This window comes from Novosphingobium rosa NBRC 15208 (genome assembly GCF_001598555.1).
GTDB lineage: Bacteria > Pseudomonadota > Alphaproteobacteria > Sphingomonadales > Sphingomonadaceae > Novosphingobium > Novosphingobium rosa.
Window position 1 is genome coordinate 1 of the sequence record NZ_BCZE01000037.1, and the last position, 26,631, is coordinate 26,631.

Here is a 26,631-nt window from a genome sequence, read left to right on the forward strand (position 1 = left end):
GAGCCGGTGACGACGATATCGGCGGGCTGGCTGGCGGCGTCGGGCGCGGCGGCGTCCTGCTGCGCGAAAGCGGGTGTGGCGCTCAGCGTCAGCGCCAGACAGGCGCAGCTGTGCAGCAATGTGGTTCTGGTCATTGAATGTATTCCCCCCTGTGTGGCTTCGCAACTGGATCAGACACGGCGTCGGTTCATGCTGCGGCGGGCCGGTGGCGCGATGCATCTCGTCTTTTTCCTGCCGGCGCGCGGCTTTCGGATGGAAAGCCTGAGCCGGGCAGGTCAGCCCTGACGAAGCGTCGCGATCAGCCTGCTTTGGCATGATCGTGTGGGTACGAAATCCGGCTCCCTTACCGGTCCTGGTTCGCCTTTGATCGGCAGTGGTTTTGTCACATTACTGTCATGGAAAATGAGAGTTAAGTCAAGTCCATTGCAAGACGAAAGATAGATTGGTATTGTAAATTATTAAAACATACAATTATTACAGCTGTATGAAATCCAATACCTGTCGTGAATGGTATTGTTTTTGCAGGCGAAAGCGACCCTTGTGGAGGGGCGCCGGCCTGCAGGCGCGCTCGTGCGCAAGGATGGGCGGTTCTTCCCTTATCGATCGATTATGACAGGGGCGCTGCCTTGCAATGCGCATCGAACTGCTGCGCCAACTGGGCCAGCGTGACCGCGCCGAGCCGGGCGATCAGCAGCGCCTGCGCGTCCTGCAGCGCATCCTCCAGCGCGTCATTGACCGCTTTCTCCACCGCGCAATCGGGGTTCTTGTGCTCATGGCCGATGGCGAAGATGCGCGGGCCGCCGACCGCGCGATGCACATCGAGCAGCGACACCTTGCCCAGATCCGCGCAGAGCGCCCAGCCGCCGCCATGGCCCTTTTCGGAACGGACATAGCCCGCCTCGCGCAGCCCGGCCATGGTCCGCCGGATCACGACCGGATTGGTGCCCAGCATCCGCGCGATCGCCTCGGAGGTCATGGGGCCGTCATGGCGCGCCATATGCAGCAGCACATGGAGCATGCGGGAAAGGCGGCTGTCATTGCGCACGGTTCATCCTTGTCCGGCATGGCGCGGATTGGCAAGGGTGCTCAATCACGATACCTATAAAGTTACATGATTCGCGAAAGGCATGCCATGCACGAGTTCGAGAACCCCGATCATTGGGATACCGCTGCCCTTCATTACGAAAAGACGGCCCATCCTTTCACCAGCCTCTATGCGCAAACCGCGCTGGCGCGCGTGCCGCTGCGGCCCGGCAGCCGTGTTCTCGACGTGGCGGCGGGCACGGGGGCCCTGTCTCTGGCCGCCGCGCGGAGCGGGGCTCAGGTGCTGGCGACCGACTTTTCGCCCGGCATGGTGGCGCGCATCGCCGCGGCCGGTCTGCCCAATGTCGAGGCGCGGGTGATGGACGGGCAGGCGCTCGATCTGCCCGATGCCTCTTTCGACGCCAGCTTTTCGATCTTCGGCGTCATCATGTTTCCCGACTGGCGCAAGGGGCTGGCGGAGATGGCGCGTGTCACGCGTGCCGGTGGTTATGGCGTGGTCGCCACATGGCAGGACCGGGGCGCGGCGACCTTCCTGCTGCTGGGGCAGGTGCGGCGCAAGCTCTTCCCCGAGCGTGAGGCCATGACCATGCCCGAGGCGGTGCAGGCGCTGAGCAAGCCGGAGGATTTCGCCCTTGAACTGCTGGCGGCGGGCTTTGGCGATTCCCACATCGAAGCGGTCACCCATGATTACGCTCTGGAGGTTGCCGCGCTGGCCGAGCCCGACACGCTCTTCGGCATGTCCCCGGACTGGGCCAGCCTGAGCGAGGCCGAAAAGGCCGACGTGGTGGCCGAAGTCCGGCGCATGGCCGGTGATCGGGCGGTGCTGCCCATTCCCTCGACAGCGCTGATCGCTGTCGCGCGGCGCTAAGGTCGCGCGCCCGGGCTTCGATCCTGGCGGGCGGTTTGCTATGGGCCTGCCATGAACCTTTCGAATCCTCTGCATGAGCCCGATTTCGTCGTTGTCGATGTGGAAACCGCCTGCGCGCGGGTCAGCAGCATCTGCCAGATCGGCATTGTCGGCTTCCGGGATGGGAGGGAGGTTTTCTCCTATGAAACGCTGGTCGATCCGCGCGACGAGTTCTCCGCCTTCAACATCGGCATCCACGGCATCACGCCCCGGCATGTGGCGGGGCAGCCCGGCTTCGCCGACATCCACGCCATCGTGGAGCGCCATCTGCGCGGGCGGATCACCGTGGCCCATTCCTGGTTCGACAAGGGCGCTCTGGCCGCTGCCTGCCGGGTGAGCGACTGCCCCGAGATCGCCACCGCGTGGCTCGACAGCGTGCGGGTGGCCAAGCACGCCTGGCCTCAGTTGGAGAATCACAAGCTCAACCGGCTGGCCGCCTTTCTGGGGATCGAGCACCGCCATCACGATGCGCTGAGCGATGCGCGCGCGGCAGGCATGGTGATCGTCAAGGCCATCGAGCATACCGGCATTGACCTCAAAGGCTGGATGGCCAAGCCCGACCGCAAGAAGGCCCAGCCTCCCGCCGCCGCTCTGGAGGGCCCGCTGAAAGGCCAGCGCATCGCTCTGCTGGGCGAACCGCGCGACGGGCCGCTGGCCCAACATCTGGCGGGCGCGGGCGGGCGGATTGTCGCTTCGGTCGGCTCGACCACCAGCATGCTGGTGGTGGCCACCAAGCAGCCTTACGGGCGCTGGGCCGAAACCAGCGAGCCCTATCGCAAGGCTGTCGCGCTGCGCGGGGCAGGCAGGCCTATCGAGATCATCACCGAAAAGGATCTGCGCGCCCGGTTGCAGCGCGGCGGCTAGATCGGCGCGGAGGCGTGCCGCGCCAGATCGGAGAGGAAGCGCCGGATCTGCGTGGCATGATCGGGATGGCGCAGGGTTTCGTCAATCTCTTCGGGCGTCATGTTGACCAGTTTGAAGCGCAGGAAAATCCCCTCGCTGAAGCGGTCTGACACGGTGGAGAGCACAAGGCGCAACTGGGCCAGCATGTCATCCCCGCGATACGAGGCATGGGCCAGCGCGATCGGCTTGCCCACGATCTCCTGCCGTGAGACCAGCCAGTCGATGGCGTTCTTCAGCCCGCCCGGCAGGGCCCTGACATACTCCGGGCTGGCGATGATCAGCGCCTGATGCGCCGCGATCAGATCGGCAAAGCGCCGCACCGGGGCGGGCAGGGCATCACCCTCCAGATCCGGCGTGAAGACGGGCAATGCGGCCACGTCGCTGAACACCGTGATCTCATGCTCGCCCGCGGCGCTGGCGGCGATGGAGCGCAGCATGGCAGTGTTAGTCGAGGCCAGACGTCCACTGCCGGACAGGGCGAGAATCTTCATGACATGCCACCACAGGATCGGAAAAATCGGGTCTTTCCATCTGTTAGCGCGGATCGATGCGCTGGGCCATGGACAGACATCATAGCTGGATATATACCATGATATATAGATTCGGAGCGTATGATGGCAGACGTGTTGAAAGACGCAGATGTATTGAAGGATTATGGCGACCTGTTCCTCGGCAGCCGCCTCAAAAGGCTGGCGGAAAGGCTTCAGGCCGATGCCGCGCGGATCATCCGCGAGGCGGGGCTGCCCATCCAGCCCGCGCAATTCCCCATGCTGGCCGCGATCCATCGCTATGGCCCGCTGACCGTCGGCAAGGCGGCGGAGGTGCTGGGCATCAGCCAGCCGGTGGTCACCCGCACGCTGGGCGGGCTGATGGAGATGGGCCTGCTCGACACCACGCGGGATGGCGCAGACCAGCGCCAGAAGACCATCCGCTTCACCAGCGCCGGGCAGGCGATGATGGCGCAGGGCACGGTCAGCGTCTGGCCGCGCGTCGATGCGGCGGTCAAGGTGCTGTGCGCGGGGCTGGAAGGCCCCTTCCTCGACCAGATCGGCCAGATGGAGGCCGCGCTGGACCGGCAGTCGCTGGAAAGCCGGGTGCTGTCGCAGCCGCCCGCGCTCACCATCCGCCCCTACGCCGACGATCTGGCCGAGGCCTTCTATCGCATCAACGCCGAATGGGTGCAGGCCATGTTCACGCTGGAGGAGAACGATATCCAGATCCTCACCCGCCCGCGTGAACTGATCCTCGACCGGGGCGGAGAGATCCTTTTCGTCGAAACGCCCGATGCCGGTGTGGTGGGCACCTGCGCGCTGATCCGCATGGAGGAGGGCGTGTTCGAACTCACCAAGATGGGGGTGAGCGCGGCGGCGCGCGGGCGCAAGGCGGGCGAATTCCTGCTGGCCGCCACGCTGGACCGGGCCCGCGCCATGGGGATCGAGACGCTTTATCTGCTGACCAACCGCACATGCGAAGCGGCGATCCATCTCTATGAAAAGCTGGGCTTCGTCCATTCCGAGGCGATCATGGAGCGTTACGGCGCACGCTATGAGCGCTGCAATGTGGCGATGCTCTACCGCTGGTAGGGCGTGCCCGGCGCATAGGCTCTTCCGCTTGCCGGGCCTTGATCCTAAGGAGGTCAGGCCCCGGCGTGCGGTGAAGAGGAGTAAGCTTGCGCATGCGATTGGCCAGACTGCCCAGACATCATCGCCTGCGGCAGGGCATCATCGCGGTGCGGCGCTGGCTGCGCGCCAGCGAAGCGGCCTTCATCGTGCTGGCGGCGGCGGTGGGCGTTCTGGCGGGGCTTTCCACGCTGATCCAGAGCTGGCTGGCCCATGGCCTGCAGCATCTTTTCTATGGCGTGACCATCAACCGGTTGAGCGCGCTGGCCTCGATCCGCCATCCCTGGAGGCTGCTGGCCCTGCCTTTGGGGGCTTTGGCGCTGATCGGCCTTAACCGCTGGCTGGCCTTGCGCGGGCGCACGCCGGTCGACGTGGTGGAGGCTAATGCGCTGCATGGCGGGCGCATCGCCATGTTCGACAATCTGGTGATCGGCGCCCAGACCGTCATTTCCAACGGCTGCGGCGCTTCGGTGGGGCTGGAGGCGGCCTATGCGCAATTGGGCGGGGGCCTTGCCTCATGGCTGGGGCAGAAGGTGCATCTGCGCCGCGCCGATCTGCGCACGCTGGTGGGGGCGGGAGCGGGAGCGGGGGTGGGCGCGGCCTTTGGAGCGCCGCTGGCCGGGGCCTTTTATGCCTTCGAGATCGTGATCGGCACCTATGGCACGGCGGCGGTGGCGCCGGTGATCACCGCCTCGCTGGTGGCCGCCGCGATCATGCGCGCGCTGGGCCCCGAGCCGTGGTTGATGGCGACCACGGCGGTGCGCATGATCACTCTGGGGGACTATGTCGCCTATGCGCTGCTGGGCCTCCTCTGCGCGGGGCTGGGGATTGCTGTGATGCGCCTCGTCACCGCCGCCGAGCGGGTGATGCAGGCGATAACACGCTCCAGCTCGTGGCGACCGCTGGCCGGGGCGCTGCTGCTGATGCCGATTGCCTGGGTCTCGCCTCAGGCGCTGTCGGCGGGGCATGGGGCGTTGCATCTCGATCTGGCGCTGAAGCCGCCGATCGCCTTTCTGCTGGGCGTGCTGGCGCTGAAGGTGGCGGCGTCTGTGGTGTCCCTGGCCAGCGGTTTTCGCGGGGGGCTGTTCTTTGCCTCGCTGTTTCTCGGCTCGCTGGCGGGGCAGGCCTTTGGCGAGGTGGCCAATCTCTGGGGCTTCGGCATCGATCCCAACGATGCCGCGCTGGTGGGCATGGCGGCGCTCAGCGTCTCCATCGTGGGCGGATCGATGACGCTGGCCCTGCTGATGCTGGAGATCACCCATGATTTCGCGCTGATGGGCGTGGTGCTGACCGCCGCTCTGGTCTCCAGCGCGATCACGCGGGAGGCTTTCGGCTATTCCTTCTCGACATGGCGGCTGCATGTGCGCGGCTCGGACATCCGTTCCCCGCGTGACATCGGCTGGCTGACCACGCTGACCGCCGGGCGGATGATGCGCCGTGACTGGACCGCGGTGCAGGCCGGGACCAGCGTGGGCGTGTTTCGCCAGACGGTGCCTCCAGGGTCGGTCAGCAAGGTGGTTCTGGTGGATGAAAGCGGCCATTATGGCGGGATCATCCCGATGGCGGCAGCCCATGCCGCCACGCTGGACCCCGACCTGCCCATCGAGACGGTGGCGCGGCTGCAAGACAAGGTGCTGATGCCGGCCATGGGCATTCGCGCCATTCTCGACGCGCTGGACGAGGCAGGGGCCGATGAGCTGGCGGTGGTCAATGCCGAAGGCCAAGTGGTGGGCGTGCTGAGCGAAAAGCATGCCCGCCGCCGCTATCTGGAGGAGATCGAGGCTGACCAGAAGCGCATGTTCGGTGAAATGTAGGGGAGAGGATCGAGGACTATGCGACCTTGATGACGATGGTGTTAACCCTATCGTCACCGCTATAGGGAAGATGGATGATACGCCGGGCCTGGTTCGATAACAGGGCTCGATAACAGGACACACGCATGACCCAGCGCCATGACCTTGATGATGACGATGAGGCGCTGGAGAATGACGGGGCGGGCGAGGATGCCGGTGAGGCCGTGGCCGGGCAGGGCCGGGCTGGCCGCAATCTGACGCAGAGCATGCTCGATGCGCTGGGCCGCTCCATCGTGACGGGCGAGTTCAGCCACAAATCCTTCCCTACCGAGAACGATCTGGCGCACAGCTATGGCGTCAGCCGCTCGGTCACGCGGGAGGCCACCAAGATGCTGAGCGCCAAGGGCCTGCTCACGGCCCGCCCGCGTCAGGGCACCAGCATCCAGCCGGAAACCTCGTGGAACCTGTTCGACCCTGATGTGCTGCGCTGGCTGCTGGAGCGCGCCTTCTCGCTGGAGCTGCTGGCCCATTTCACCCAGTTGCGCGTCGCCATCGAGCCAATGGCGGCGGAGCTGGCCGCGCGCAACGCCTCGGGCGAGGGACTGGCGCTGATCGAGGCCGCCTACCGCCGCATGGAAGCCGCCGAGCGCGGTGAGGAGGACGGCCTGCTGGCCGATATCGCCTTCCATGTCTCCATTCTGGAAGCCTCGAACAATCCCTTTTACGCGCAGTTCCGCGATGTGGTGGGCACGGCGTTGAAAAAGTCGATCGTCTTCACCAACCGCTTCGCCGGGCGGCAGGCCAGCCTTCCGGCGCATAAGGCGGTGATGGACGCCATCAAGGCGGGCGACACCGCCAACGCCCATGCCGCCATGGCGATGATCGTGCATGAGGTGATGCAGCTGATCGATCAGGCGCGGCGCGACGAGGGCTGAGGCAAGATGCCTATGAATGCATGGGTATCATCTGATGAAAAGGGAATGAACAACGCGACCAGCCGAAGAGTAAACCTATGGAAGATAATCCATTCCATGGTAAGGGCTGCTTGAAACGTGATGGAGAAAGCATGTTCGCCCTGACACTACTCATCGCGGCCCAGGCCGGGCCTTCTCTTGCTCCACCCGGCGGTGGGCACGCTTTCAAGGTCTTTGGTATTGGCGCGACCAGCTGCGCCTCGGCCTATGGCAATCGTAACGCCGAAGCCATGTCCGAGGCCTGGGTGCTGGGCTATTTCACGGCGCTCAACACGCGCAGCGACCCGGGCGTGGGCCAGAGCGTGAATGCCGAGGGCATGCTGGCCGCGGTCAGGCAGGCCTGCGGGCAGCAGCCCTCCGCCTCGCTGGATGCGACGGCCCATGGCGTCTACACCTTCATGCAGAGTCTGGGCCGGTAGAGCATCCTATCGTTTCAGCGAAGCGGCTTCCTCAAGGCTGAGCGAGGCGGTTTCGGGCGCCAGCAACAGCGAGATCGCCAGACCCAGAAAGGTGATGGCCGCCGCCGCCTGCATGGTGTGGCCGATGCCGATCCACTCCAGCGCCACCGGCACCAGCCATGTGCCCGCCGAAGAGCTGAGCGCCGCCAGAGACGCGCCGAAGCCCACCGCGGCGGGGCGGATTTCGGTGGGAAACAGCTCGTTGGGATAGACGATTTCCAGCACCTGCGCGCCGCCGATGAACAGGGCATAGATGCCGAACAGCGTCAGCACGATCCAGCCCGGCGCATCTGGGAACAGCCCCAGCCCCAGCAAGCCCAGCCCGGAAAACAGGAAGCTGCCGATGATCATCGTGCGCCGCCCGATGATGTCGATCAGCCCGGTGGCGAGGCCGCAGCCCACCGCCAGCAGCAAGGTGATGGCGATCGAGCCGTAGGAGGCCATGTCGCCTGTCAGATGCAGCGCGGAAAACAGGCGCGGCACAAAAGCATAGAGCGCGAACATCGGCACCACGGCGCAGGCCCAGAACACCACCACGAACAGGATGCGCGGCCCGTAACCGGCGCGGATCGCATCGAGGAAGCGCATCGCCCCGGCGGGCGCATGTTCGCCAAGATTCGCCAGCGAGAAGGTGGGGCCATAGACCTTCTTGATGATGCGGTCGGCCTCGTCGCGGCGGCCCTTGCTCAGCAGCCAGCGCGGCGATTCCGGCGCATCCAGGCGCAGCAGCAGCATGGTGATGGCGATCAGCGCCGGGCTGGCCATGATATGGCGCCATGCTTCCGGACCCCAGATTTTCAGCGCCGTGGTGCCCACGATATAGGCCAGGGCCGCCCCCGCAAACCACATCACCGTCAGCAGCGAGAGGCGCGAACCCCGGCTCTTCTGCGGGATGAATTCGGTCAGCAACGATCCCGCCGAGGTGTATTCGATGCCCACGGCCAGACCCGAGAACACCCGCAGCCCTGCCATCACCGCGCTGTTCTGCACCCAATACATCGAGAGCGAGACGGCAAGGATGATCAGCGGCCCCAACGCATAGGGGCGGCGTCGCCCGAAGCGCCCGGTCAGCGCGCCGCCGACAAAACCGCCGAAGAACACGCCCAGCAGCTCCATGGCGGCGACCATGCCCTGCTCATTGCCGCTCAAGTGCAGCTCGGAGGCGATGGGGATGGTCGCCACGCCGATCACGCTGACGATATAGCCCACCATCGACCAGCCGATGCAGGCGCTCAGGGTCAGATGCTGGTGGAAGCGGTTCACCGCCACATCCTCGATCCTGATCGGTGTTTCGGATGATGTCATGAAGAATCCTTATCCGTGAAATGCGTGGAGCTGGCCAGAGCGTGAGCGGGGTGATGTGCGGTTCAGAAGTAGTAACCAAAGATGCACAGGAACGAGACCTTGGTGCGATTGTCCCCGCCCATGGCCGCGCCTTGCGAGAACTGGCCCGCGCCGATGTTGGGATCGTTCTGGCCGATCAGCGCTTCGGTCCAGACGCGAATGCGCTGATGCGCCTTGTCGGTCCAATAGGCGCCGACATTGACGCGGGTGGTGTCCCTGAAACCCGCCGCATCCTTGAGGAAGCGGGCATAGTTGGCATAGAGGTCCAGCTTCACCGGGAGCTTGCCGGTATCGATGCTGCGGCCAACCTCGCCGAACACCAGCGTGCCATGGGCGGCGATGTTGTAGGCGCCGTCGTAATCGCCCACCGAAACCACCTCCCGGTTGCCCGGATTACGGGCCCAGATGTCCTGACGCGCCACGCGGGCGGCGGCATGCCAGGGGCCTTGCGTGGCCTTGAGGCTCAGCGCGAAGCTGTGGCGCGCGCCGTTGAGGCCGGTGTCGAAATTGTGGATTTCCGAAATCCATGCCGAAGCTGCCACGGTCAGGCTGCTGTTGGGGTTGGCGATCAGCCTGTAGTGGACATTGCCGATGCCCATGTTGCGCTCGGCATTGCTGGAGCCGTTGGCGAGGCCGTTGTCGCCCTTCACGATATTGACCGAATAGCGCGAACTGTCCGCGCTGATGCCGAAAGCGGCCGGGGCTGGGGCGGGGAAGAAGCCGCCGGCAAAGCTCAGGCGCTTGCCGTTATGCGCGAAAGTGGCGCCGACATTGTAGGTTTCCTCCATGCCATAGACGAAGCCGAGGCTGTTGAGGAAGGATGAGCCGAAGAACTGGTCGTCGAAAGGCACCGGTTGCAGGCCGAAAGCCACCTTGTTCTTGGCGTCCAGCTTGACCCCTGCATAGGCATAGACTGGAAAGCTGATCTCGCCGGGGTAATTCTGATAGCCCGAGGCTTTGCCGTAGAGAAAGCTGCCACCGTAAAAACGGTACTGCGCCGAGGCGAAAAACTTCGAGGAATCGTAATCCGCGCTCAGGATCACCGTGTCGAAGGAGAGGTGGCTGGAGGTCTTGCGCGCACCCGCGCCATTGGCATCGTTGAAGCGCAGATCGTAGCGGCCACGCACAGCGCCGCCCAGCTTCAGCTTGCCCGCGCTGTCCACCGGCGTATCGGCGGCGGCAACCTTGGCGGCCGCCGTGTTGGCGGGCGGCGGCGAGAAGCGCGAAGGCTCGGCGGTGTTCTGGATCACGGGCGCTGCAGGCAGCGGTGCGGGATCGATCATCACCTCGGCCGCGGCGGTTTCAGGCGCGACATCAGCAGCAAGCGCAGGCGAGGCCAGCGTGGCGGCAGCGGCAAGCGTAACAGTGGCAATCATGGTCATACCCTCCCCAAGGCGTGTTCTATCGTTGGGCTTGCCCCCGTTTTCGGGCAAAGCCTCCCCGTGCCCCGCAGCGCGGGGCTTTGGCCGTTACGGCCTGCGTGTGGTGGTTCCTTCCGCCCCCTCACGACGAGGGGACGGAAGGCCTTGCGTCTTATGCCGAGGCGTCGATCCAGATGGTCTTGATCTCGGTGTACTGGTCATGCGCCCATTGCGACTTGTCGCGCCCGCCGAAGCCGGACTGCTTGTAGCCGCCGAAGGGCGTGGTGATGTCGCCTTCGCCAAAGCAGTTGATCGTCACCACGCCGGCGCGGATCTCGCGCGAGAGGCGCAGCGCGTGTTTCAGACTGCCGGTGTAGGCCGAGGCGGCCAGACCGTAGATCGTGTCATTGGCGAGGGTGATGGCCTCATCGATGGTCTCGAAAGTGGTGACGGCCAGCACCGGGCCGAAGACCTCCTCCTGGAACAGGCGGTCTGCGGGCTTCACCCCGTCGACGATGGTGGCCTCGACGAACACGCCATCCCGCGTGCCACCGCCGACGCGGACAGCAGCCTTGTCGGCCTCATCGAGGAAGGTCTTCACCTTCTCGAAATGGGCCTTGCTCACCAGCGCGCCCAGACGGTTGTCCGGGTCCATCGGATCGCCCAGCTTCCAGTCGGAGAGCTTTTCTACCACACGGTCGAGCAGCGCATCCTTGATGCTGGCATGCACGATCAGCCGCGAGGAGGCCGAGCAGTTCTCGCCCATGTTCCAGAAAGCGCCGGCCGCGATATGCTCGGCCACGGCGTCCAGATCTTCGACATCGCCCATCACCACGGCGGGGTTCTTGCCACCCAGCTCCAGCACGATACGCTTGAGGTTCGATTCCGCCGCATAGCTCAGGAACTTGCGCCCCGTTGCCGTCGAGCCGGTGAAGCTGACCATGGCGATGTCCTCATGGCGACCGATGGGCTCGCCCACCTCGCGTCCGCTGCCGGGCACGATGTTGAAGACGCCTGCCGGAATGCCCGCTTCCTGCGCCAGTTTAGCCACATAGAGTGCCGTCAGCGTGGTTTCCGCCGCAGGCTTCACCACGATGGAGCAGCCCGCCGCCAGCGAGGGGCCGATCTTCCACGCCAACATCAGCAGCGGGAAGTTCCACGGCAGCACGAGGCCCACCACGCCGATGGGCTCACGCACCACCAGAGCAACGGCATTGTTGCCGACCGGCGCGGTGTTGTCATAGACCTTGTCGATCAGCTCGGCATGCCAGCGGATGGTGTGGATCGTCTCGGGCACGTCCACCGTCTCGCATTCGGCGACCGGCTTGCCGCTGTCGAGGCTTTCCAGCACGGAAAGCTGGTGGCTGTGGTCTTCCAGCAGATCGGCGAAGCGCAGCAGGATATGCTTGCGCTCCGAGGGGGCCAGCTTCCACCAGCGGCCATCCTCGAAAGCGGCCTTGGCCGCGGCGACGGCGGCGTCCACATCGCGGCTGTCACCGGCGGCGATCTGGCCCAGCGAGGCGCCGGTGGCGGGGTTGGTGGTCTCGAAGGTGCCGCCACCGATGGCGTCGCGGAAGGCGCCATCGATGAAGGCCTGACGCGGCGTGTCCAGCCCGGCGGCTATGGTGGCGTATTCGGCCTTGGACAGCAGCTCAGCCAAGAACCTTCTCCTTGGTGACGGCGGCGACTTCGGCCTTCAGCGCGGTGATGACATTGCCCAGTTCGGCCTTCTCGTCAGCATTCAGCGGCTGAAGCGGCGCGCGCACGCCGCCGGTCTTCAGGCCGATGAATTCGCTGCCCGCCTTGATTGACTGGACGAACTTGCCGTTCTCAAGGAAGTCCATCAGCGGCAGCATGGCCGACATGATCTTGCGGCCCTTGGTAAAGTCACCCTCGACCACGCAGGCCTGATAGAGCGCGACATGCTCGGCGGGGGTGAAGTTGGACCCCGCGCACACCCAGCTGGTGGCGCCCCAGGCGAAGAATTCCAGCGCCTGATCGTCCCAGCCGCAGGAGAGGGCGATTTCGGGATAGTTACGGGCCAGACGGTGCAAGCGGATCGGATCGCCCGAGCTTTCCTTGATCGACTGGATGTTCTTCGTGCCCTTGATGGCGGCAAAGAAATCATCACCCATGCTCACGCCCATGCGGGCGGGGTAGTTGTAGAGCATGATCGGCAGATCGGCGGCGGCGTCCACGGCCAGCACATGGGCGGCGATCTCAGCCTCGGTGGGCAGGGCGTAGGGCGGGGTGGTGACGAGGATGGCGTCGGCGCCGATCTCGCTGGCGTGCCGGGCGAAGGCCACGGCATCCTCGGTGCGGATGGCGCCGGTGCCCACGATCAGCGGCAGGCGGGTGCCGATCACCTTGCGGGTGCGCTCGGCCAGCTGCTGGCGCTCCTGCGTGGTCTGGGCGTAATATTCGCCGGTCGAGCCGCCGATGATGATGCCATGCACACCGCTGGCGATCAGATGCTCCAGCACCGCGTCGAAAGCGGGCCAGTCGATCTGGTTGTCTGCGGTCAGCGGCGTGATCGCCGGGGTGTAGATGCCTTCGAACTTCATGGAACGTCTCCGTTGAAAGGGGGGATCAGGTACGGTTGGGGAGGGCCGAGGCTTCGGCGAGATTGAGTGCGCGGGTCTCGGGCGCCAGCGCCAGCGAGACGATCAGGCCGACCAGCGTCACGCCTGCCGCGATGTACATCGTCACGCCGATGCCGTAGCGGTCGAGCGAGATCGGCACGAGCCACGTCCCCGCCGCCGCGCCGATGCGCGAGAAGCTGGTGCCGAAGCCCACGGCCACGGCGCGGATTTCGGTGGGGAAGATCTCGTTGGGATAGACCAGCTGGAGCACCTGCGCGCCGCCGATGAACACCGCATAGCTGCCGAACAGCAGCAGGATCATCAGCGGCGAGGCATCGGCCGAATAGCCCAGACCCAGCAGCGCCAGCCCCGACCACAGGAAGCTGTGGATCACCATCGGGCGGCGGCCGATGCCGTTGATGAGGCCGGTGGCGATGATGCAGCCCACCACGAAGAGCAGGGTGATGGCGATGGAGCCGAACGCCGCCATCTCGCCATGGAGGTTGAGCGCCAGCAGCACCTTGGGCGCAAAGGCATAGACCGCGAAGACCGGGATCACCGAGCAGGTCCAGAACAGCGAGACGAAAGCCAGACGGCTGCCGTAACCGGCCTTCAGCAGGCCCCAGAGCGAGATGTTCGAACGCTCGGGCTCGGCGGCCAGATCGGCCATGGAATACTGAGGCCCGAAAACCTGCTTGATTATGCGGTCGGCATCCTCGCGGCGGCCCTTGCTGATCAGCCAGCGGGGCGATTCAGGGGTGCCCAGACGCAGCACGAAGAGGATCAGGCCAAAGAGGGCGGTGCTGGCCAGCGCCAGACGCCAGGCCTGCGCCCCGCCGAACTGCAGGATGGCATTGCCCATGATGTAGGCGCAGGCGGCGCCCGCGAACCACAGGATGGTCAGCGTGGCCAGCCGGGGGCCACGCGCCGTCTTGGGCAGGAATTCCACCAGCAGTGCTGTGGCCACCGGATATTCGATGCCGACCGCCACGCCGAGCATGAAGCGGCAGGCGAACAGCTGCCAGCCAGCGGAGATCACCAGCTGGACGATGGAGAAGGCCATGAACAGGACGGGCCCCACGAAGAACACGCGCTTGCGCCCGAAATGATCGGTCAGCCAGCCACCGACCATGCCGCCGCAAAAGATGCCGATCAGCGCCGAGGCGGCGATCAGCCCCTGCCACAGGCTGTCGACATGTAGCGCGTCGGCCATCTGCACCATCACGACGCCGATGATGCTCAGCACATAGCCATCCACGAAGGAGCCGCCGCCAGAACGCACGGTCAGCCTTTTGTGGAAGCGGTTGAGCGGAATGTCTTCGAGGGTTTGGCCCTTCATAAGCATGGTTGTTCTCCCGTTGTCTTGTGGTTGCTTAGCGTTCCAGACCGGCGCGATACTGGCCCCAGGCGAAGCTGGCGTTCACACCGATGTCGAGGAAGGGGCGCGGCGGATTGCGGTTCGGCCCGGGCGAGGCGAGCAGGAAGTCGATCACCTCGCTGCGCTCGCCCGCCAGCCAGTCGGCCAGCAGCAGACCGGTCGCGGTGCCGCGCGTGACGCCAAGGCCGTTGCAACCCATCGCGCCGTAAACATTGTCGGCCAGCTGCCCGAACTGCGACTGATGGTTGCGCGCCATGGCCAGCGCGCCGCCCCAAGTGTAGTCGAACTCGACATCGGGCAGCATCGGGAAGCGGCGGTCGTAAGAGATGCGATGCTGCTTGCGGAACGCCTCAAGATAGCGCGGGCGGGCGCGGCCATCGGGGATGAAGGCGAAGCTGTTGCGCACCAGCAGGCGGTTGTCGGCGGTGCGGCGCAGGGTGGTGCCCATGGGATCGGCGGGGATCAGGCCCCAGAAATCCTTGCCGCCCAAGCGGGCCTGTTCGTCCTGCGTCAGCACGCGGGTCAGGCTGCCGTAGGTGAAGGTGGGCACGAAGCTGTTCTTCAGGAAGCCGAAGGCCATGCCGAAAGCATTGGTGGTCAGCAAAAGCTTGTCGGCGATGATGCGGCCACGGGCATGGGTCAGCGTGAGCTTCCGGCCATAGTCGACGCCGGTGATCGGCGTGCCTTCATACAGGGTGACATTGGCGGGCAGCGTCTCGGCCAGACCTTTCACCAAGGCCGAGGGCTGGATCAGCGCCGTGCCGGGGGTGAAGAGCGCCTTGCGGTAGAAATGCGTGCCGATGTGATCGGGCAGATCCTTGCCCTCGATCACCTCATAGGGCTGGCCCAGCTTGTCGAGACCGCCGCGATAGGCGTCGAGAATGGCGATGCCGCGATCCTCCACGGCGCCTTGATATTTGCCCGAAGCGCGCATCTGGCAATCGATGCCATGCTGCGCGACCACCTCTTTCAGGTGGTTCTGGCCGGTCATGTTCAGCTTGAGGACCAGCTTGGCCGTGTCGATATCGCCGATGTAATCAGGCGCGCCAATGTCATGCGGCAGGTCGATGGCGAAACCGGCGTTGCGGCCCGAGGGGCCAAAGCCCACCTCCTGCGCCTCGATCAGCAGGATTTCGTCGGCGGGGAAGCGTTCGGCCAAACGGCGGGCGGCGGCCAGACCCGTAAAACCCGCGCCCACGATCACCCAGCGCGCATGGCTTTCGCCCTGATGCGGCGCCTTGGGGGTGCGCCTGGGGCTGAGATGATACCAGCCGCAGCCGGTATCGTCAGCGGGAAGGTCTTTGACGGTATGCATGGCAGGAACTCGTGACAAGGGCGTGCCTCGACACCTCGGCGGTGCCATGGGCAGCGAGTTTTGAAAGGAAATGAGGCGGAGACGGATCAGCTGAGCGGGATGTCCAGCCCCTCCGGCGTGGCGTAATCGGACATGCGGCGGCGCGAGAGATCCCAATGCGCCCGCACCAGCATGCCGGCGCGATCCGGGCTGCGGCTGGCGATGGCCTCGATGATCTGGTCATGCTGCTCGACGGCGGAGCGCAGGCTGTCCTGCATCTCCTGCGTGGGCGGATGCCGGTAGAAGGTCATGCCAAGCCGGGCATGGTCAATCAGCAGGCGGCGCAGGCTGGGCATCAGATAGTCGTTATGCGCCATCTGGCCGATCGCGAAGTGGAAGCGATCGTTGTAATGGACGCGTTCGTTCACATCGCCGGCCTCGATCGCCATGCGGAAGCGGCGCTGAATGTCCTTCAGCCCGTCGATCTCGGCGGTTGTGGCGTTGGTGGCCGCCAACTGGGTGGTGGCGACATAGAGCAACGGCGCGGCCAGAAAGAAATTGCGCAGCGACTGATAGCTCATGGACGAGACGCGGGCGGGGCGGTTGGGCTCCAGCTCCAGATAGCCTTCGGCGGCCAGCTGACGCATCAGTTCACGCACTGGCGGGCGCGAGAGGCCGAATTCATCGGCCAGCGCCACCTCATCCACCACCGCGCCCGGAGCCAGCTCCATCGTCACGATCCGGCGGCGCAGGCTGTCATTCAGGACGGCCTTGCGGTCTTGAGGTTGCGCGGCAGCCTCGATCATGTCTGGCGCTTTCATACCTGCCTCTCCACCGCCCGGGTGGGGCGGCTTTCTCCATGTCGTCGCTTTTAGGGCAACTTTGACGGCGATCTGAGTCGAAATACAATCTGTAGACATTGCATAGACTGAAAGAAGGCATCTCGTCTATAGGGCGCGCAACAGATTTTGATTCGCGCCATGGGGACGTAAAAATGTCATCGAAAAACATCCCCTTGGGGCTCGCCTTCGGCATGGCGGCAGGGGCGCTGTGGGGGCTGGTCTTCGTGGTGCCCGACGTTGCGAATCACTTCGGGCCGCTGCAGCTCTCGGCAGGGCGCTATCTGGCCTATGGCGTCTTCGCGCTGGCGCTGCTGGCGCCCCACTGGCGGCGGATCGCGCCTTTGCTGGGGCGCCGGGAATGGATCGCGCTGGCCTGGCTCAGCCTGCTGGGCAACATCCTCTATTACGTGCTGCTGGCCAGCGCCGTGCAGATGGGCGGGGTGGCGATGACCTCTCTGGTGATCGGTTTTCTGCCCGTGACGGTCACCATCATCGGCAGCCGCAGCAAGGGCGCGGTGCCTCTGCCCAGACTGATGCCTTCGCTGGCGCTCAGCGTGGCGGGCATCGCCTGCATTGCGTGGGAAGCGTTGGGCCGGGCGAGCAGCGCCTCCTTCCTCACCCAGATCGGCGGCTTTGCCTGCGCGGTGGGGGCGCTGGTGTCATGGACCGGTTTCGCGGTGGGCAACAGCCGCTGGCTGGCCCGGCTGGACGGCCTCTCCGGCCATGACTGGAGCCTGCTGATCGGGGTGATGACCGGCGCTCAGGCCCTGTTGCTGGTGCCGCCCGCGCTGCTTTGGGAAGGCATGGGGCAAACCGCGCGGGACTGGCTGATGTTCGCCGGGGTCTGCACCGGCATCGCGCTGCTGTCCTCGATCATCGGCAATGGCTTGTGGAACCGCATGAGCCGCCTGCTGCCGCTGACGATGGTGGGGCAGATGATCCTGTTCGAAACCCTCTTCGCGCTGCTCTACGGCTTTTTGTGGGAGAAGCGCTGGCCCACCATGTTCGAAGGGCTGGCCATCGTGCTGGTCTGCGCCTCGGTGCTGTCATGTCTGGCGGCCCATCGCCCCCGGGAGGGGCATGCGCCCCTGCTGGCCGAGCATTGACCGGTGAACCGCCCTAGCCTCAGACGGTTTCGCTCGCGATCTTCTGCAACATCTGCTCGAAGACCTCGACCGGTTGGCCGCCGCTGATCAGATAGCGCTCGTTCACGATGATGGCGGGCACGCTGTTGATGCCGCGCTGGCGCCACAGATCCTCTTCCTCGCGCACGGCGGCGGCGAAGGTGTCGCTCTCCAGAATCTCCCGCGCGCGCCGGGTGTCGAGGCCGACCGACCCGGCCACATCGAGCAGCACATCATGGTCGCTCACATTGCGCTGCCGCGTGAAATAGGCCTCGAACAGCGCCAGCTTCAGCGCCTCCTGCTTGCCCTCTGCGCGCGCCCAATGCAGCAGGCGATGGGCGTCGAAGGTGTTGTAGATGCGGCTCTCGCCCGACATGGCCATGGTGAAGCCGAATTCCGCAGCGCGCTCACGGATCATCGCCCGGTTGGCTTCGGACTGCTGGGGCGTCGAGCCATATTTCTGCGCGATATGCTCGCCCAGATTCTGGCCCTCGGGCCCCATATCCGGGTTGAGTTCGAAGGGGTGGAGTTGGAGCCCGCCCTCCACGCTGGCGCCCATGCGCTCGAGCGCGGCTTCCAGCCCTTTGATCCCGATCACGCACCACGGGCAGGAGACATCCGAGACGACATCGATCTTGAAGCTGGGAGGCATGGGAAGGGCTTTCTCTCGCTTGGGGGGATGGTCGATATAGGGCGCGATCCGGGGAATGCGATGGTCGCGGCAGGAAGAAGGAGGGAGGAGCCTAAAAAGGCCGTATAAAATCAGGCGGATCCTGAAGCAGCAGGCTCTTATGCCGTTCTGGCCATGGCAAAGGATTGGCCCATGACGAGCATCAGCAGCAGTTCTCCCTTCGCGATTCCCAGACTGTCCGCCAGCCTGTCGGCCCTCGCGGCGGGCACATCGAATGCCGCTGCCCAGAGCGATTCGGATGTGGCGCCGCTCCAGCCAAAGCAGGTCCAGCCCTTCGACATCACCAAGACCGACACCTACGCCCAATGGCAGGCGGAGGGTGCGGTCGCTCAGGACACGCAGGATCTGGCCAACACGATCACGGCGGCGTTTCAGAGCATCCTTGCTCAGCGGCCCGATCTGGCCGACGCCACCTTCGATTTCACCGGCGGCAAGGACGGGATCAAGGTGATCTCCAGCGCGCTGAGCGACGAGGATCGCGCCTGGCTGGAAAAGACGCTCAATGCCAACACCGCGCTTGTCGATCTGGTGAACCGTTTCAACAGCGATCTGGGCAAGGCGATGGACGGGGCCGCCGCCCTCAAGGCCAGAGAGGCCAGCGCTCCGGGCACGACGCCTCCGAAGAGTCCGGCGGCGAAGGTGGACGGCAAGGTTTCCTTTCTGGCGCTGATGCAGGGGGTGATGAACAAGGCTGCGCCCTCGGGCTCCTCCGATGATTCCACCTATACCGACCAATGGGACCGACCGGTTGATCTGCGCAGCGCCAAAACCACCTCGCTGGCCGGGATGATCGACGCCAAGCGGCAGCTGGATGCCCTGCAGGATGGTTCCATTGTCACGCATCTGGGCAATGGGCGTGTCCTGCATGGCTCCTATGTCGATCCCGATCCCTATGCGGCGGCGGTCAGCATCGCCGCCGCCTTCGTGCCGAGCGCATCCTCGACCGCATCTCTGGCGGTGATGGTGCGTGCGGTGACGCCGCAGATCGACCAGCGGGTGTGATCAGCGCTTGCTCTGGCGCCATTCCGGAAGCGGCAGGCCGCCGCGCCCCCAGTCTTCCAGCTCGATCTCCTGAAAGATGACGAAGGTGTCGTCGGGGTCTTTGCCGAGCACCTGCTGAAGCAGATCGCTGACGCCTTTGTGGATCATCGCTTTCTGCAAGGTGGTGGTGCGGTCCGCGGCGGCGGTGGTGCCCTGACGGGTAACCTGCACGGTGACGATGGGCATGATGGTGATCCTTTGGGGGCGGGAGGCGGGGCTCCCTTGCGAAGACTCAGAAACCGGCGATCATGCCGCCATCGACGTGGAGCGTTTCGCCCGTCACGAAACTCGCGTCTTCCAGATACATCACCGCCCGGGCGATATCGGAAATCTCGCCCATCCGGCCCATGGGATGCATGGTGGCCAGCGCTTCATGAGTGGCGGGGGCATGCATCGGCGTCTTGATGATGCCGGGTGAGATCGCATTGGCGCGAATGCCGCGCGACGCATATTCGATGGCCAGACTGCGCGTGGCGGCGTCCAGACCGCCCTTGGTCAGCGAGGCGACCACCGAAGGCACGGCGGAGCGCGCCTGATCGACCAGCGTGGTGGTGATCTGCACGATCAGCCCCGCGCCCTGCTTCAGCATGGCGGGGATCACGGCCTGCGTGATGAAAAAGAAACCGTCGAGATTGGTGTGCAGCTTCTGGCGATACTGGTCCTCGGTGTAATCGGTGAAGGGGCTGGCGACGAAGATGCCCGCATTGTTGACCAGCGTGTCGACGCGGCCAAATTGGGCGATGGCCTGCGCTACCACGCGCTGGCCGGTTGCCGGATCGCCGATATCGCCGGGGATGGTCAACAGATCGGGATCGCTCGACGGCTGGATCGAGCGTGAGGTGGCGGCAACGCGCCAGCCGCGCGCCCGGTAAGCCTGCACGATACCTGCGCCAAGGCCCTGCGAGGCCCCGGTCACGATAGCCACTTTCTGATGGTCCGACATGGTCACTGCTCCTGTAGGATGATGTGGAGCGGGATTTAGGGCCTTGGTGTCTGCGTGATAATTCACTATCCTTGCACCATGGCTGATCAAAAACGCACAGCAATGGATTGGGAGGATCTGCGCTTCTTTCTGGCGCTGGCGCGGCATGGCACGCTGTCCGGCGCGGCGCGCACCCTTGGTGTCAATCACGCGACGGTGGCGCGCAGGCTGCAGGCGCTGGAGGAGGGGCTGGGCGTCAAGCTGGTCGAGCGCCGTCCCGAGGGCTATGTACTGACCCCCGCCGGCACCCGCGCGCTGGATGCTGTCAGCGATATGGACCATGCCGCCCGGACGCTGGGCCATGGCGAGGCCGAGGGGGCGCCGACGGGCCTGGTGCGCGTGAATGCGCCGCCCGGTCTGGCGCTGGGGTTTCTGACGGACCGTCTGGCGCGGATCGCCTTGCGCCATCCGGGGCTGGACCTGGATCTGGCGACCAATCTGCGCTCGGTCAGTCTGGAGCGCCACGAAACCGATATCGCCATCCGCATGGACCGCCCCGAGGATGGCGATGTGATCGCATGGCCGCTGGGATCGGTTCATCATGGCTTTTACGCCACGCCGGAGCTCTGCCGCAAGGTCGAGGGTGGGGCGCTGCCCACCTTCATCGGTTTCGATGAGGCCAATGCCTTTGTTCCCCATGCGGCATGGCTGGCGCGGCACTTCCCTCGGGTGCGCGTGGTGTTTCGCGCCAACAACCATGCCGCTCAGGCGATTGCGGCAAGGTCGGGCGTGGGGATTGCCCTGCTGCCGCATTACATCGGCAAGACCGAAGGGGCGCTGCGGCTGATTGATTTGCGCAGCGTTCCGCCCCCGCGCGACCTGTTTCTGCTCACCCGCCGCCGTGACCGGACGGCTTTCACCATCCGCGCCGTCGCTGATGAGATCATCCGCATCTTTGCGCAGGAACAGGCGCTGTTTCAGCCCTCCCCGGCCAGATAGACCGGCGGGTCGATGGCGGTTGCACGATGCGATGGTTGCAGGTTGCCATCCGGGTATGAATTCAGGGCATCTGCCCGTTAAACAGGTGTGATATTATATTTTCTTTGGTGTGAATGCTGATTTTTCTGATTATGTATATTTATAGGGGTTGCGGTCGATCGTTGTTAAATGACGGGTTTGATTGCAGAGGAACACGGTTCCTGTGAAATAGATGCCGGGCTTGGTGATTGTCTTTGCCATTGCGAAGGCCTCGCGCAATTGCTGAACGGTCATTTCGACAGGAGCCTCATCCGGCTGGTATGTTAAACCGTAAGGATAATCCTTCCCGTCTTTGCTGATTTCCACATGGCAGCCCATGACATGGGTGACAGGATGAGTGTCACAAAATGCAATCAGGCGCTGCATGCTGGCGAACCAGGGCTCCCAAAAGCTGATATAGCACCGTCCGCGATAGAACATATCACCGGTGTATAGGATTTGCGTGTAGCTGTCATAGTAGGCGAACTCGGAAATGACATGCCCCGGCGATCCCCAGATGAGAATCTCTCGTCCGCCAAGGTCCAGGGTAACCCGTTCTTCCGGAAAGTTCGTCATGCCCCAGAAGCCGACCATTTCTTCATGGGTCAGGCCCATATAACGGGTGTTGGGGCGGTCTGCGAACTGGTTGGTCGCGGCGTAGTGATCGATATGGAGGTGGCTGAAGGCAACCAGAAGCTCAAGGCTTGCCGGATCGCGCCCATTGCGTCGGCACCAATCCTCAATGCATGAATCGACGACGCTGCGAAGATCCCAATCGTTGCGCAGTTGGACGAACCCTTCATCCAGAAGAAGAACCCGGTCGTTCCCGAAGTATAAGGGTGCGAAGGGGGCCTCGTAGCTGTAGGCCTTGTTCTGCCTCAGGATCGCTGTATGCGGATTGTACCAATGGACATGAACCGGAGGATCGGTGTTGTCCATGCAGGACGCCGATCCGCAAATCCACTTTTGAGGAAACGTGCCGGTTGCGGGCAGATTGCTCTTGAAATCGATGGGGTCAGGTCTGACGGCCGCCATTGCGGCCGACGCGCCTTCGATCGATCCGGAAACAGTCGCCGTGACGGCAGCGGCGGAAAGAAATGTGCGACGGTCCATGGTGGCGTGTCCGATCGTCTGTTTTAGAGCAGTTGTTCCGATTGCATCGGATCAACGGCTCTTGATTCTTGTTTTACCGCGTTTTCCGAGTCGCTGGGTGATTCCACCCAGCTTGAAAACGCTCTAGAAAGGGCGGGGGGGATCGATGACGGGCAGATCGCCGGGCCAATCGGCATTGCGCTGATCCGGGCTGACGCCGTTGTAGAGCACAAAATCCCCGCGAATCTGCATCATGGCCTTGCCCTGAACAAGCTGAGCATATTTCAGCACCTCATCGACGAGCGTGGGGGTGATTTCCAGAACCCGCTCATAGGGCTTGTATGTCGCGAACCTTGGGTAGAAGCGGCCAGGCACGAACATCATTTCGATATGGCCGCCCAGAATCCATTTGACCGGATTGCCGACGATGAAGGCCTTGATGCGTTGCAGCGAGACAATGAAGTCCTTATCATTGCTGATGTTGATCTTGCCCGGATACAGGAAGTCTCCGGTGAAGAGCAGGTCGCAATAGGGATCGTAGAAGCTGACCCCATCCTTATGGGTGCCTGGCGTGGGGATCACCTCGACAATGCGGTCCCCCAGATCGATCTTGCCCGTGCCCGATGGCCAGCTGCCGAGCCGATAGAAAGCCTTCATGAGCTCCAGGGGCTTGGGAACGATGGTGGTGTCGGGGCGATCGGCAAACTGCTGCAGGCCCTGGTTCTGCGCGATGTCCTCGCCCGATGTCAGGGCAATGGTGAGCGGGACGTTCCGCCGGTTGCGCGCCTTTGCCCAGCGCGTGATGATGGCATCCACCGTCTCGCGCAGGGGATAGTGGCGCGGGTCGGTAGTGGCTCCGGTGTCAATAAGCAGGGCGCCCTTGTTGCCGAACAGCAGATAGGTGAAGGGGGCTTCCCAATGGACACACACGTTCTGGCGCAGGACGAAGGTGTCCTCGTTATATTGCACGACTTGTACGCGCGGATCGCGGTTTTTGGCGGCCACGTTGGAGCCATAGGTCCAGCGGAAGCCGAGCGTGCCTGCTGCCGGCCCATCGCTGCGATAGTCATGTTGCACCGGCGTGTTGCGGTGCAGGGGAATGGCGCTGTCCGTGTTACGAACGCCGGGCGGATTATAAGGAAGGTTGGGGTTTCCGTTGGGATAGGAAGGCGCTGGCGCAGCTCGCGCCTTTTCCGTCAGGCATGCATTGTTCATCGTCATCTCAGCCATAAAAATCCCCTGACATTTCGATCGATGACCGCCAGCGCTTTCGCATTTGTTTCGACCCCTCGGGACAGTCTCCACCGTCCCCTTTTTGGGCTCTGGTTGTTCAGACCGCCGGCGGGATCATGATGGCCATGCCCTCAAGCTCGTCGCAGAGTGGAATCTGGCAGGCCAGGCGTGAGGTGGCGAGGCGACCTTCGATGGACTCAAGCAGATCCTGCTCATCGTCAGAGACGGGCGGCAGTTTTGCGAACCAGTCCGGGTTCACCACCACATGGCAGGTCGCGCAGGAGCAGCCGCCGCCGCAAAAGGCTTGAATATCCTCGAAACCGTTGTCGCGCAGCGCTTCCATCAGCGATTGGCCAGCCGTGGCCTGCACGCTGATGTCCTGCGTGCTTGCGGTCGAAACTGTGAAAGTGGTCATGCTTGTCCTTTGGCATGCTGAGCCGTCCGAAAGGGAAGGGCGGGCGCCCGCTGTGGAGCGCCCGGCCCGGCTCAATAATAATGGAAGTGGAAATCCACGCCGACGCGGCGGGGCGTCAGCACGCCCTGCGCATAGTAGCGCTCGACCACGCCGGTGCGGGTCTGGTTGTAAGAGCTGACGTCATTGCTGATCGCGGTGACGGCATATTTGTTGAAGATGTTGTCGGCATAGACGCCGATGTCGAACGTCTTGGCGTGATAGGTGACAGAGGCGCGGTGCAGCACATAGCCAGGAATATCCTGACCATTGCCGCGCAGGCCAATACGGGAATAGATATCGCCGGTGTAGGTGGTTGCCCAATTGGCCTCGATATCGCGTCCCTGGCTCAACGGGAAGGTGTAGGTCAGCTGGGCGCTGCCCGAGTTCTTGGCAGAACCCGGCAGGCGATCCCCAGCCTTCACGTCATAGGCCACGCCGCCGCTGACCACCACGCCAGAGGCATCCTGCGTAAGATGCGCATCGGTGTAGGAATAGGTGCCCGCCAGCTGCAGGCGCGGTGTGATCTTGAACTGGCCTGAGAATTCAAAACCTTGCGATACGGCATCCTTGGCGTTGACCGTCACGCCCGTCGCGCCGTTGACAGTCTGGGTCGCAACCTGAATGTTGTTCCAGTTGACATGGAAAGCATCCACCGTGAATTGCAGGCGCTTGTCGAACAGCGATGCGCGGATGCCGATTTCCGCATTGCGCGTCTTGTCCGGCTTATAGGACAGCTCATTGGGCAGGGCGCAGACATTCTGCCCCGGGCCAAGTGGCAGCACGCAGGGCGCCACGCGGTTGACATTGCCCGTGCGATAGCCCGTGCTGAAGGTGGCATAGGCCAGCAACTGATTGCTGAACTTGTAGGAGGTGTTCGCCTTCCAGACCGTGCCGCTGGCGCTGGTCGCGCCGGATTTGATGCGGCTGGCGGCGAATTGCACCAGCGGATAAGGGGTGCGGGCAAGGCCGCCGCCAGTCAGCGGCGTGTCGGTGCCGCCGGTGGCCATGGCGTCATAGTTGAAATAGCGCAGGCCGCCGGTCACTTGCCAGGCCTTGGTGATATGGAAGGTGCCTTCGCCATAGACCGCCTTTTCCTTGGTGGCGGTGTTCACGAAGGACATATATTCCAGATCGTCAGGGCGGTTAACGCCGATGTAATTGGCATAACCCGGCGTGTATTCGCGATAGTTGCGGTAATCGCGAAGATTGTTGTAGAAGCCGCCGACCACCCAGCTGAACGGCCCGCCATGCGATGAGACCAGCCGCACTTCCTGGTTGAACTGACGGTAATATTCGGTCTGCGTGTTGTAGGACGAGAAAGCCGGGAAGGCTTCATAGCCGTAGTCCAGATCGAGCAGAAGGTCGGTGTTGTCGCCCTTGGTCTGGTTCTTCTGATTGGTAAAGGCGGTGGTCGCCACGAGCTGCGCGATGCCGAGGTTGACGTTGAACTCCGCCGAGAACAGATCGGAGATACGCGCGCTCGGCTCAAGATAGCGCCAGGGGGCTTCATAATTGCCGGTGCCCAGCACGCCTGCGCCATTGGCCTGGCGGCCACCCGTACGGGTTTCCTGATGCGCGTAGGTGAAATAGGATTTGATGTCGGGATTGATCTCTACAAGCAGCTGGTTGCGGGTTGTGAAGGTGTGTTCGTAATTGACATCGCGCTTGCTGTAGAAGTTGGCGTTGTAATCGGCCTGCGTGCCGAAGGAACCTTGCGCCGCCGAGGTGCCCCGCACCGGCTGAGGGTTCGACACGCCCGGGTTCTTCAGCAGATGATTGTAATCGATAAAGCCGGGATTGTCATAGTAACCGACCACCGATCGCAGTGCGACATGATCCTTGATGATGGGAATATTCACCGCACCATCGATGTTGATGCCGGGCGATGAGCTGTGCGACTGTCCAAAGGCACGCTCATGGAAATCGAAGGAGAAATGGTCGGCAGTGGGGCGGTTGGGCATATAGCGCACCGCGCCCGACAGCGTGCCGAGCCCATAAAGCGTGCCTTGCGGGCCCTGAAGAACCTCGACCCGGCTGATGTCGATCAGCTTGAAGTCCAGATACATCGGAACTTCGCCAAGGTAAACGCCAAGCGAGTTCTGGTAATTGGAGCCACCTGCGCTGGTGCTGGAAGACGAGATGCCGCGCAGGATGATGTTGCCGGTCGATCCGGGGCCCGTATCGACCACCGTCATGCCGGGCGTAAAGGCCGACAGCGATTTGACATCATCGATGCGTTGCTTGGAAAGCTGTTCCGCGCTGACGGCACTGATGTTGATCGGCGCGTCCTGAATCGTGGTGGAGCGGCGGGTGGCCGTGACCACGATTTCATTGGCCGCACCCGGTGCGGCGCTTGCGGGATCCGGCGCAGCATCGGCTGCAAAGGCCGGGGCGGACGCGGCGCCCATCAGCATGGTCGCGCATAATAACGACTTACGGAAAGATTGCTCGGTCACTTCGGCCCCCTTCTGTCTTGAAAAAGCCTGTCGCAAAGTGACATCCCCTCATGGACGCCTGACTATGCCAGTGTCGTCAGCCAGATCTTGGCCATTATTCCC

25 protein-coding genes are annotated in these 26,631 nt (G+C 63.8%); 9 read left to right on the forward strand and 16 right to left on the reverse strand.

Annotated features, from left to right (window positions below; genetic code table 11):
* Positions 1 to 607: 607 nt before the first annotated feature.
* On the reverse strand, positions 608 to 1,045 hold the full coding sequence (locus tag SR3_RS14780; RefSeq protein WP_068087500.1) for an Rrf2 family transcriptional regulator: 438 nt from the start codon (positions 1,043 to 1,045) through the stop codon (positions 608 to 610).
* Between the two features lie 87 nt (positions 1,046 to 1,132).
* Between SR3_RS14780 and SR3_RS14785 the strand changes: the two genes are divergently transcribed.
* Together SR3_RS14785 and SR3_RS14790 are read left to right on the forward strand one after the other, a co-directional pair.
* Positions 1,133 to 1,912, forward strand: a complete 780-nt coding sequence (locus SR3_RS14785; RefSeq protein ID WP_068087678.1) for a class I SAM-dependent methyltransferase — start codon at positions 1,133 to 1,135, stop codon at positions 1,910 to 1,912.
* A 51-nt stretch (positions 1,913 to 1,963) separates the two neighbouring features.
* Positions 1,964 to 2,815, forward strand: a complete 852-nt coding sequence (locus tag SR3_RS14790; RefSeq protein ID WP_068087504.1) for an exonuclease domain-containing protein — start codon at positions 1,964 to 1,966, stop codon at positions 2,813 to 2,815.
* On the opposite strand, the gene SR3_RS14795 is transcribed toward SR3_RS14790, so the two are convergent.
* Positions 2,812 to 3,345 (reverse strand): NADPH-dependent FMN reductase, encoded by a 534-nt coding sequence (locus tag SR3_RS14795; protein ID WP_068087508.1) that lies wholly within the window; start codon positions 3,343 to 3,345, stop codon positions 2,812 to 2,814. The two genes, SR3_RS14790 and SR3_RS14795, sit on opposite strands and share 4 nt — an antisense overlap.
* Before the next feature lie 132 nt (positions 3,346 to 3,477).
* Here SR3_RS14795 and SR3_RS14800 point away from each other — a divergent pair, with 132 nt between their 5' ends.
* From SR3_RS14800 to SR3_RS14815, 4 genes are all read left to right on the forward strand, one after another.
* On the forward strand, positions 3,478 to 4,437 hold the full coding sequence (locus SR3_RS14800; protein WP_245653932.1) for a bifunctional helix-turn-helix transcriptional regulator/GNAT family N-acetyltransferase: 960 nt from the start codon (positions 3,478 to 3,480) through the stop codon (positions 4,435 to 4,437).
* Between the two features lie 92 nt (positions 4,438 to 4,529).
* Positions 4,530 to 6,287 (forward strand): chloride channel protein, encoded by a 1,758-nt coding sequence (locus SR3_RS14805; protein ID WP_068087511.1) that lies wholly within the window; start codon positions 4,530 to 4,532, stop codon positions 6,285 to 6,287.
* Positions 6,288 to 6,532: 245 nt separating this feature from the next.
* A complete protein-coding gene (locus SR3_RS14810; RefSeq protein ID WP_068087685.1) occupies positions 6,533 to 7,201 on the forward strand; it encodes a FadR/GntR family transcriptional regulator in 669 nt (222 codons plus the stop codon).
* 131 nt (positions 7,202 to 7,332) lie between these two features.
* Complete coding sequence (locus tag SR3_RS14815) at positions 7,333 to 7,659, forward strand: hypothetical protein (protein WP_068087514.1); 327 nt, start codon at positions 7,333 to 7,335, stop codon at positions 7,657 to 7,659.
* Between the two features lie 6 nt (positions 7,660 to 7,665).
* Here the strand turns inward: SR3_RS14815 and SR3_RS14820 are convergent, their stop codons facing one another.
* From SR3_RS14820 to SR3_RS14850, 7 genes are all read right to left on the reverse strand, one after another.
* A complete protein-coding gene (locus SR3_RS14820) occupies positions 7,666 to 9,003 on the reverse strand; it encodes an MFS transporter (RefSeq protein WP_068087517.1) in 1,338 nt (445 codons plus the stop codon).
* A gap of 62 nt (positions 9,004 to 9,065) precedes the next feature.
* Positions 9,066 to 10,418, reverse strand: a complete 1,353-nt coding sequence (locus SR3_RS14825) for a hypothetical protein (protein WP_157098866.1) — start codon at positions 10,416 to 10,418, stop codon at positions 9,066 to 9,068.
* 157 nt (positions 10,419 to 10,575) lie between these two features.
* On the reverse strand, positions 10,576 to 12,063 hold the full coding sequence (locus SR3_RS14830) for an aldehyde dehydrogenase (RefSeq protein WP_068087523.1): 1,488 nt from the start codon (positions 12,061 to 12,063) through the stop codon (positions 10,576 to 10,578).
* On the reverse strand, positions 12,056 to 12,967 hold the full coding sequence (locus SR3_RS14835; protein ID WP_068087526.1) for a dihydrodipicolinate synthase family protein: 912 nt from the start codon (positions 12,965 to 12,967) through the stop codon (positions 12,056 to 12,058). The genes SR3_RS14830 and SR3_RS14835 overlap by 8 nt, the downstream gene beginning before the upstream one ends.
* 25 nt (positions 12,968 to 12,992) lie before the next feature.
* Positions 12,993 to 14,330: an MFS transporter gene (locus SR3_RS14840; protein ID WP_068087529.1), complete on the reverse strand. Its 1,338-nt coding sequence runs from the start codon at positions 14,328 to 14,330 to the stop codon at positions 12,993 to 12,995.
* Between the two features lie 28 nt (positions 14,331 to 14,358).
* Positions 14,359 to 15,678, reverse strand: coding sequence for an NAD(P)/FAD-dependent oxidoreductase (locus SR3_RS14845; protein WP_068087532.1), 1,320 nt, complete (start codon positions 15,676 to 15,678; stop codon positions 14,359 to 14,361).
* An 86-nt stretch (positions 15,679 to 15,764) separates the two neighbouring features.
* Positions 15,765 to 16,478, reverse strand: a complete 714-nt coding sequence (locus SR3_RS14850; protein ID WP_068087535.1) for a GntR family transcriptional regulator — start codon at positions 16,476 to 16,478, stop codon at positions 15,765 to 15,767.
* Positions 16,479 to 16,651: 173 nt separating this feature from the next.
* Between SR3_RS14850 and SR3_RS14855 the strand changes: the two genes are divergently transcribed.
* A complete protein-coding gene (locus tag SR3_RS14855; protein ID WP_068087538.1) occupies positions 16,652 to 17,605 on the forward strand; it encodes a DMT family transporter in 954 nt (317 codons plus the stop codon).
* 19 nt (positions 17,606 to 17,624) lie between these two features.
* Here the strand turns inward: SR3_RS14855 and SR3_RS14860 are convergent, their stop codons facing one another.
* A complete protein-coding gene (locus tag SR3_RS14860) occupies positions 17,625 to 18,275 on the reverse strand; it encodes a DsbA family oxidoreductase (protein ID WP_068087542.1) in 651 nt (216 codons plus the stop codon).
* Positions 18,276 to 18,446: 171 nt separating this feature from the next.
* Between SR3_RS14860 and SR3_RS14865 the strand changes: the two genes are divergently transcribed.
* Positions 18,447 to 19,316, forward strand: a complete 870-nt coding sequence (locus SR3_RS14865; protein WP_068087546.1) for a hypothetical protein — start codon at positions 18,447 to 18,449, stop codon at positions 19,314 to 19,316.
* On the opposite strand, the gene SR3_RS14870 is transcribed toward SR3_RS14865, so the two are convergent.
* Both SR3_RS14870 and SR3_RS14875 read right to left on the reverse strand, forming a co-directional pair.
* Positions 19,317 to 19,541 (reverse strand): tautomerase family protein, encoded by a 225-nt coding sequence (locus tag SR3_RS14870; protein WP_068087551.1) that lies wholly within the window; start codon positions 19,539 to 19,541, stop codon positions 19,317 to 19,319.
* Between the two features lie 46 nt (positions 19,542 to 19,587).
* On the reverse strand, positions 19,588 to 20,298 hold the full coding sequence (locus SR3_RS14875) for an SDR family NAD(P)-dependent oxidoreductase (RefSeq protein WP_068087555.1): 711 nt from the start codon (positions 20,296 to 20,298) through the stop codon (positions 19,588 to 19,590).
* Between the two features lie 78 nt (positions 20,299 to 20,376).
* On the opposite strand from SR3_RS14875, the gene SR3_RS14880 reads away from it, so the two are divergent.
* Complete coding sequence (locus tag SR3_RS14880; RefSeq protein WP_068087559.1) at positions 20,377 to 21,276, forward strand: LysR family transcriptional regulator; 900 nt, start codon at positions 20,377 to 20,379, stop codon at positions 21,274 to 21,276.
* 129 nt (positions 21,277 to 21,405) lie between these two features.
* Here SR3_RS14880 and SR3_RS14885 read toward each other — a convergent pair whose 3' ends face one another.
* The 4 genes from SR3_RS14885 to SR3_RS14900 all read right to left on the reverse strand — a co-directional run bounded on the left by SR3_RS14885 (position 21,406) and on the right by SR3_RS14900 (position 26,529).
* Positions 21,406 to 22,407 (reverse strand): MBL fold metallo-hydrolase, encoded by a 1,002-nt coding sequence (locus SR3_RS14885; RefSeq protein ID WP_068087562.1) that lies wholly within the window; start codon positions 22,405 to 22,407, stop codon positions 21,406 to 21,408.
* A 123-nt stretch (positions 22,408 to 22,530) separates the two neighbouring features.
* On the reverse strand, positions 22,531 to 23,616 hold the full coding sequence (locus tag SR3_RS14890; RefSeq protein ID WP_068087565.1) for an MBL fold metallo-hydrolase: 1,086 nt from the start codon (positions 23,614 to 23,616) through the stop codon (positions 22,531 to 22,533).
* Positions 23,617 to 23,716: 100 nt separating this feature from the next.
* The gene (locus SR3_RS14895; protein WP_068087568.1) at positions 23,717 to 24,034 is read right to left on the reverse strand and encodes a 2Fe-2S iron-sulfur cluster-binding protein; all 318 of its coding nucleotides are present in this window, start codon (positions 24,032 to 24,034) and stop codon (positions 23,717 to 23,719) included.
* A 71-nt stretch (positions 24,035 to 24,105) separates the two neighbouring features.
* The gene (locus tag SR3_RS14900; RefSeq protein WP_307561654.1) at positions 24,106 to 26,529 is read right to left on the reverse strand and encodes a TonB-dependent receptor; all 2,424 of its coding nucleotides are present in this window, start codon (positions 26,527 to 26,529) and stop codon (positions 24,106 to 24,108) included.
* Positions 26,530 to 26,631 lie beyond the last annotated feature (102 nt).

Excerpts from the sequence above, each read along its gene's own strand:
- SR3_RS14850 (WP_068087535.1), bottom strand. The coding sequence starts at position 16,478 with ATGAAAGCGCCAGACATGATCGAGGCTGCCGCGCAACCTCAAGACCGC.
- SR3_RS14895 (WP_068087568.1), bottom strand. The coding sequence starts at position 24,034 with ATGACCACTTTCACAGTTTCGACCGCAAGCACGCAGGACATCAGCGTG.
- SR3_RS14795 (WP_068087508.1), bottom strand. The coding sequence starts at position 3,345 with ATGAAGATTCTCGCCCTGTCCGGCAGTGGACGTCTGGCCTCGACTAAC.
- SR3_RS14835 (WP_068087526.1), bottom strand. The coding sequence starts at position 12,967 with ATGAAGTTCGAAGGCATCTACACCCCGGCGATCACGCCGCTGACCGCA.
- SR3_RS14815 (WP_068087514.1), top strand. The coding sequence starts at position 7,333 with ATGTTCGCCCTGACACTACTCATCGCGGCCCAGGCCGGGCCTTCTCTT.
- SR3_RS14875 (WP_068087555.1), bottom strand. The coding sequence starts at position 20,298 with ATGTCGGACCATCAGAAAGTGGCTATCGTGACCGGGGCCTCGCAGGGC.
- SR3_RS14860 (WP_068087542.1), bottom strand. The coding sequence starts at position 18,275 with ATGCCTCCCAGCTTCAAGATCGATGTCGTCTCGGATGTCTCCTGCCCG.
- SR3_RS14870 (WP_068087551.1), bottom strand. The coding sequence starts at position 19,541 with ATGCCCATCGTCACCGTGCAGGTTACCCGTCAGGGCACCACCGCCGCC.
- SR3_RS14890 (WP_068087565.1), bottom strand. The coding sequence starts at position 23,616 with ATGGCTGAGATGACGATGAACAATGCATGCCTGACGGAAAAGGCGCGA.
- SR3_RS14810 (WP_068087685.1), top strand. The coding sequence starts at position 6,533 with ATGCTCGATGCGCTGGGCCGCTCCATCGTGACGGGCGAGTTCAGCCAC.
- SR3_RS14825 (WP_157098866.1), bottom strand. The coding sequence starts at position 10,418 with ATGATTGCCACTGTTACGCTTGCCGCTGCCGCCACGCTGGCCTCGCCT.
- SR3_RS14790 (WP_068087504.1), top strand. The coding sequence starts at position 1,964 with ATGAACCTTTCGAATCCTCTGCATGAGCCCGATTTCGTCGTTGTCGAT.
- SR3_RS14885 (WP_068087562.1), bottom strand. The coding sequence starts at position 22,407 with ATGGACCGTCGCACATTTCTTTCCGCCGCTGCCGTCACGGCGACTGTT.
- SR3_RS14855 (WP_068087538.1), top strand. The coding sequence starts at position 16,652 with ATGTCATCGAAAAACATCCCCTTGGGGCTCGCCTTCGGCATGGCGGCA.
- SR3_RS14785 (WP_068087678.1), top strand. The coding sequence starts at position 1,133 with ATGCACGAGTTCGAGAACCCCGATCATTGGGATACCGCTGCCCTTCAT.
- SR3_RS14865 (WP_068087546.1), top strand. The coding sequence starts at position 18,447 with ATGACGAGCATCAGCAGCAGTTCTCCCTTCGCGATTCCCAGACTGTCC.
- SR3_RS14805 (WP_068087511.1), top strand. The coding sequence starts at position 4,530 with ATGCGATTGGCCAGACTGCCCAGACATCATCGCCTGCGGCAGGGCATC.
- SR3_RS14845 (WP_068087532.1), bottom strand. The coding sequence starts at position 15,678 with ATGCATACCGTCAAAGACCTTCCCGCTGACGATACCGGCTGCGGCTGG.
- SR3_RS14820 (WP_068087517.1), bottom strand. The coding sequence starts at position 9,003 with ATGACATCATCCGAAACACCGATCAGGATCGAGGATGTGGCGGTGAAC.
- SR3_RS14880 (WP_068087559.1), top strand. The coding sequence starts at position 20,377 with ATGGCTGATCAAAAACGCACAGCAATGGATTGGGAGGATCTGCGCTTC.
- SR3_RS14840 (WP_068087529.1), bottom strand. The coding sequence starts at position 14,330 with ATGCTTATGAAGGGCCAAACCCTCGAAGACATTCCGCTCAACCGCTTC.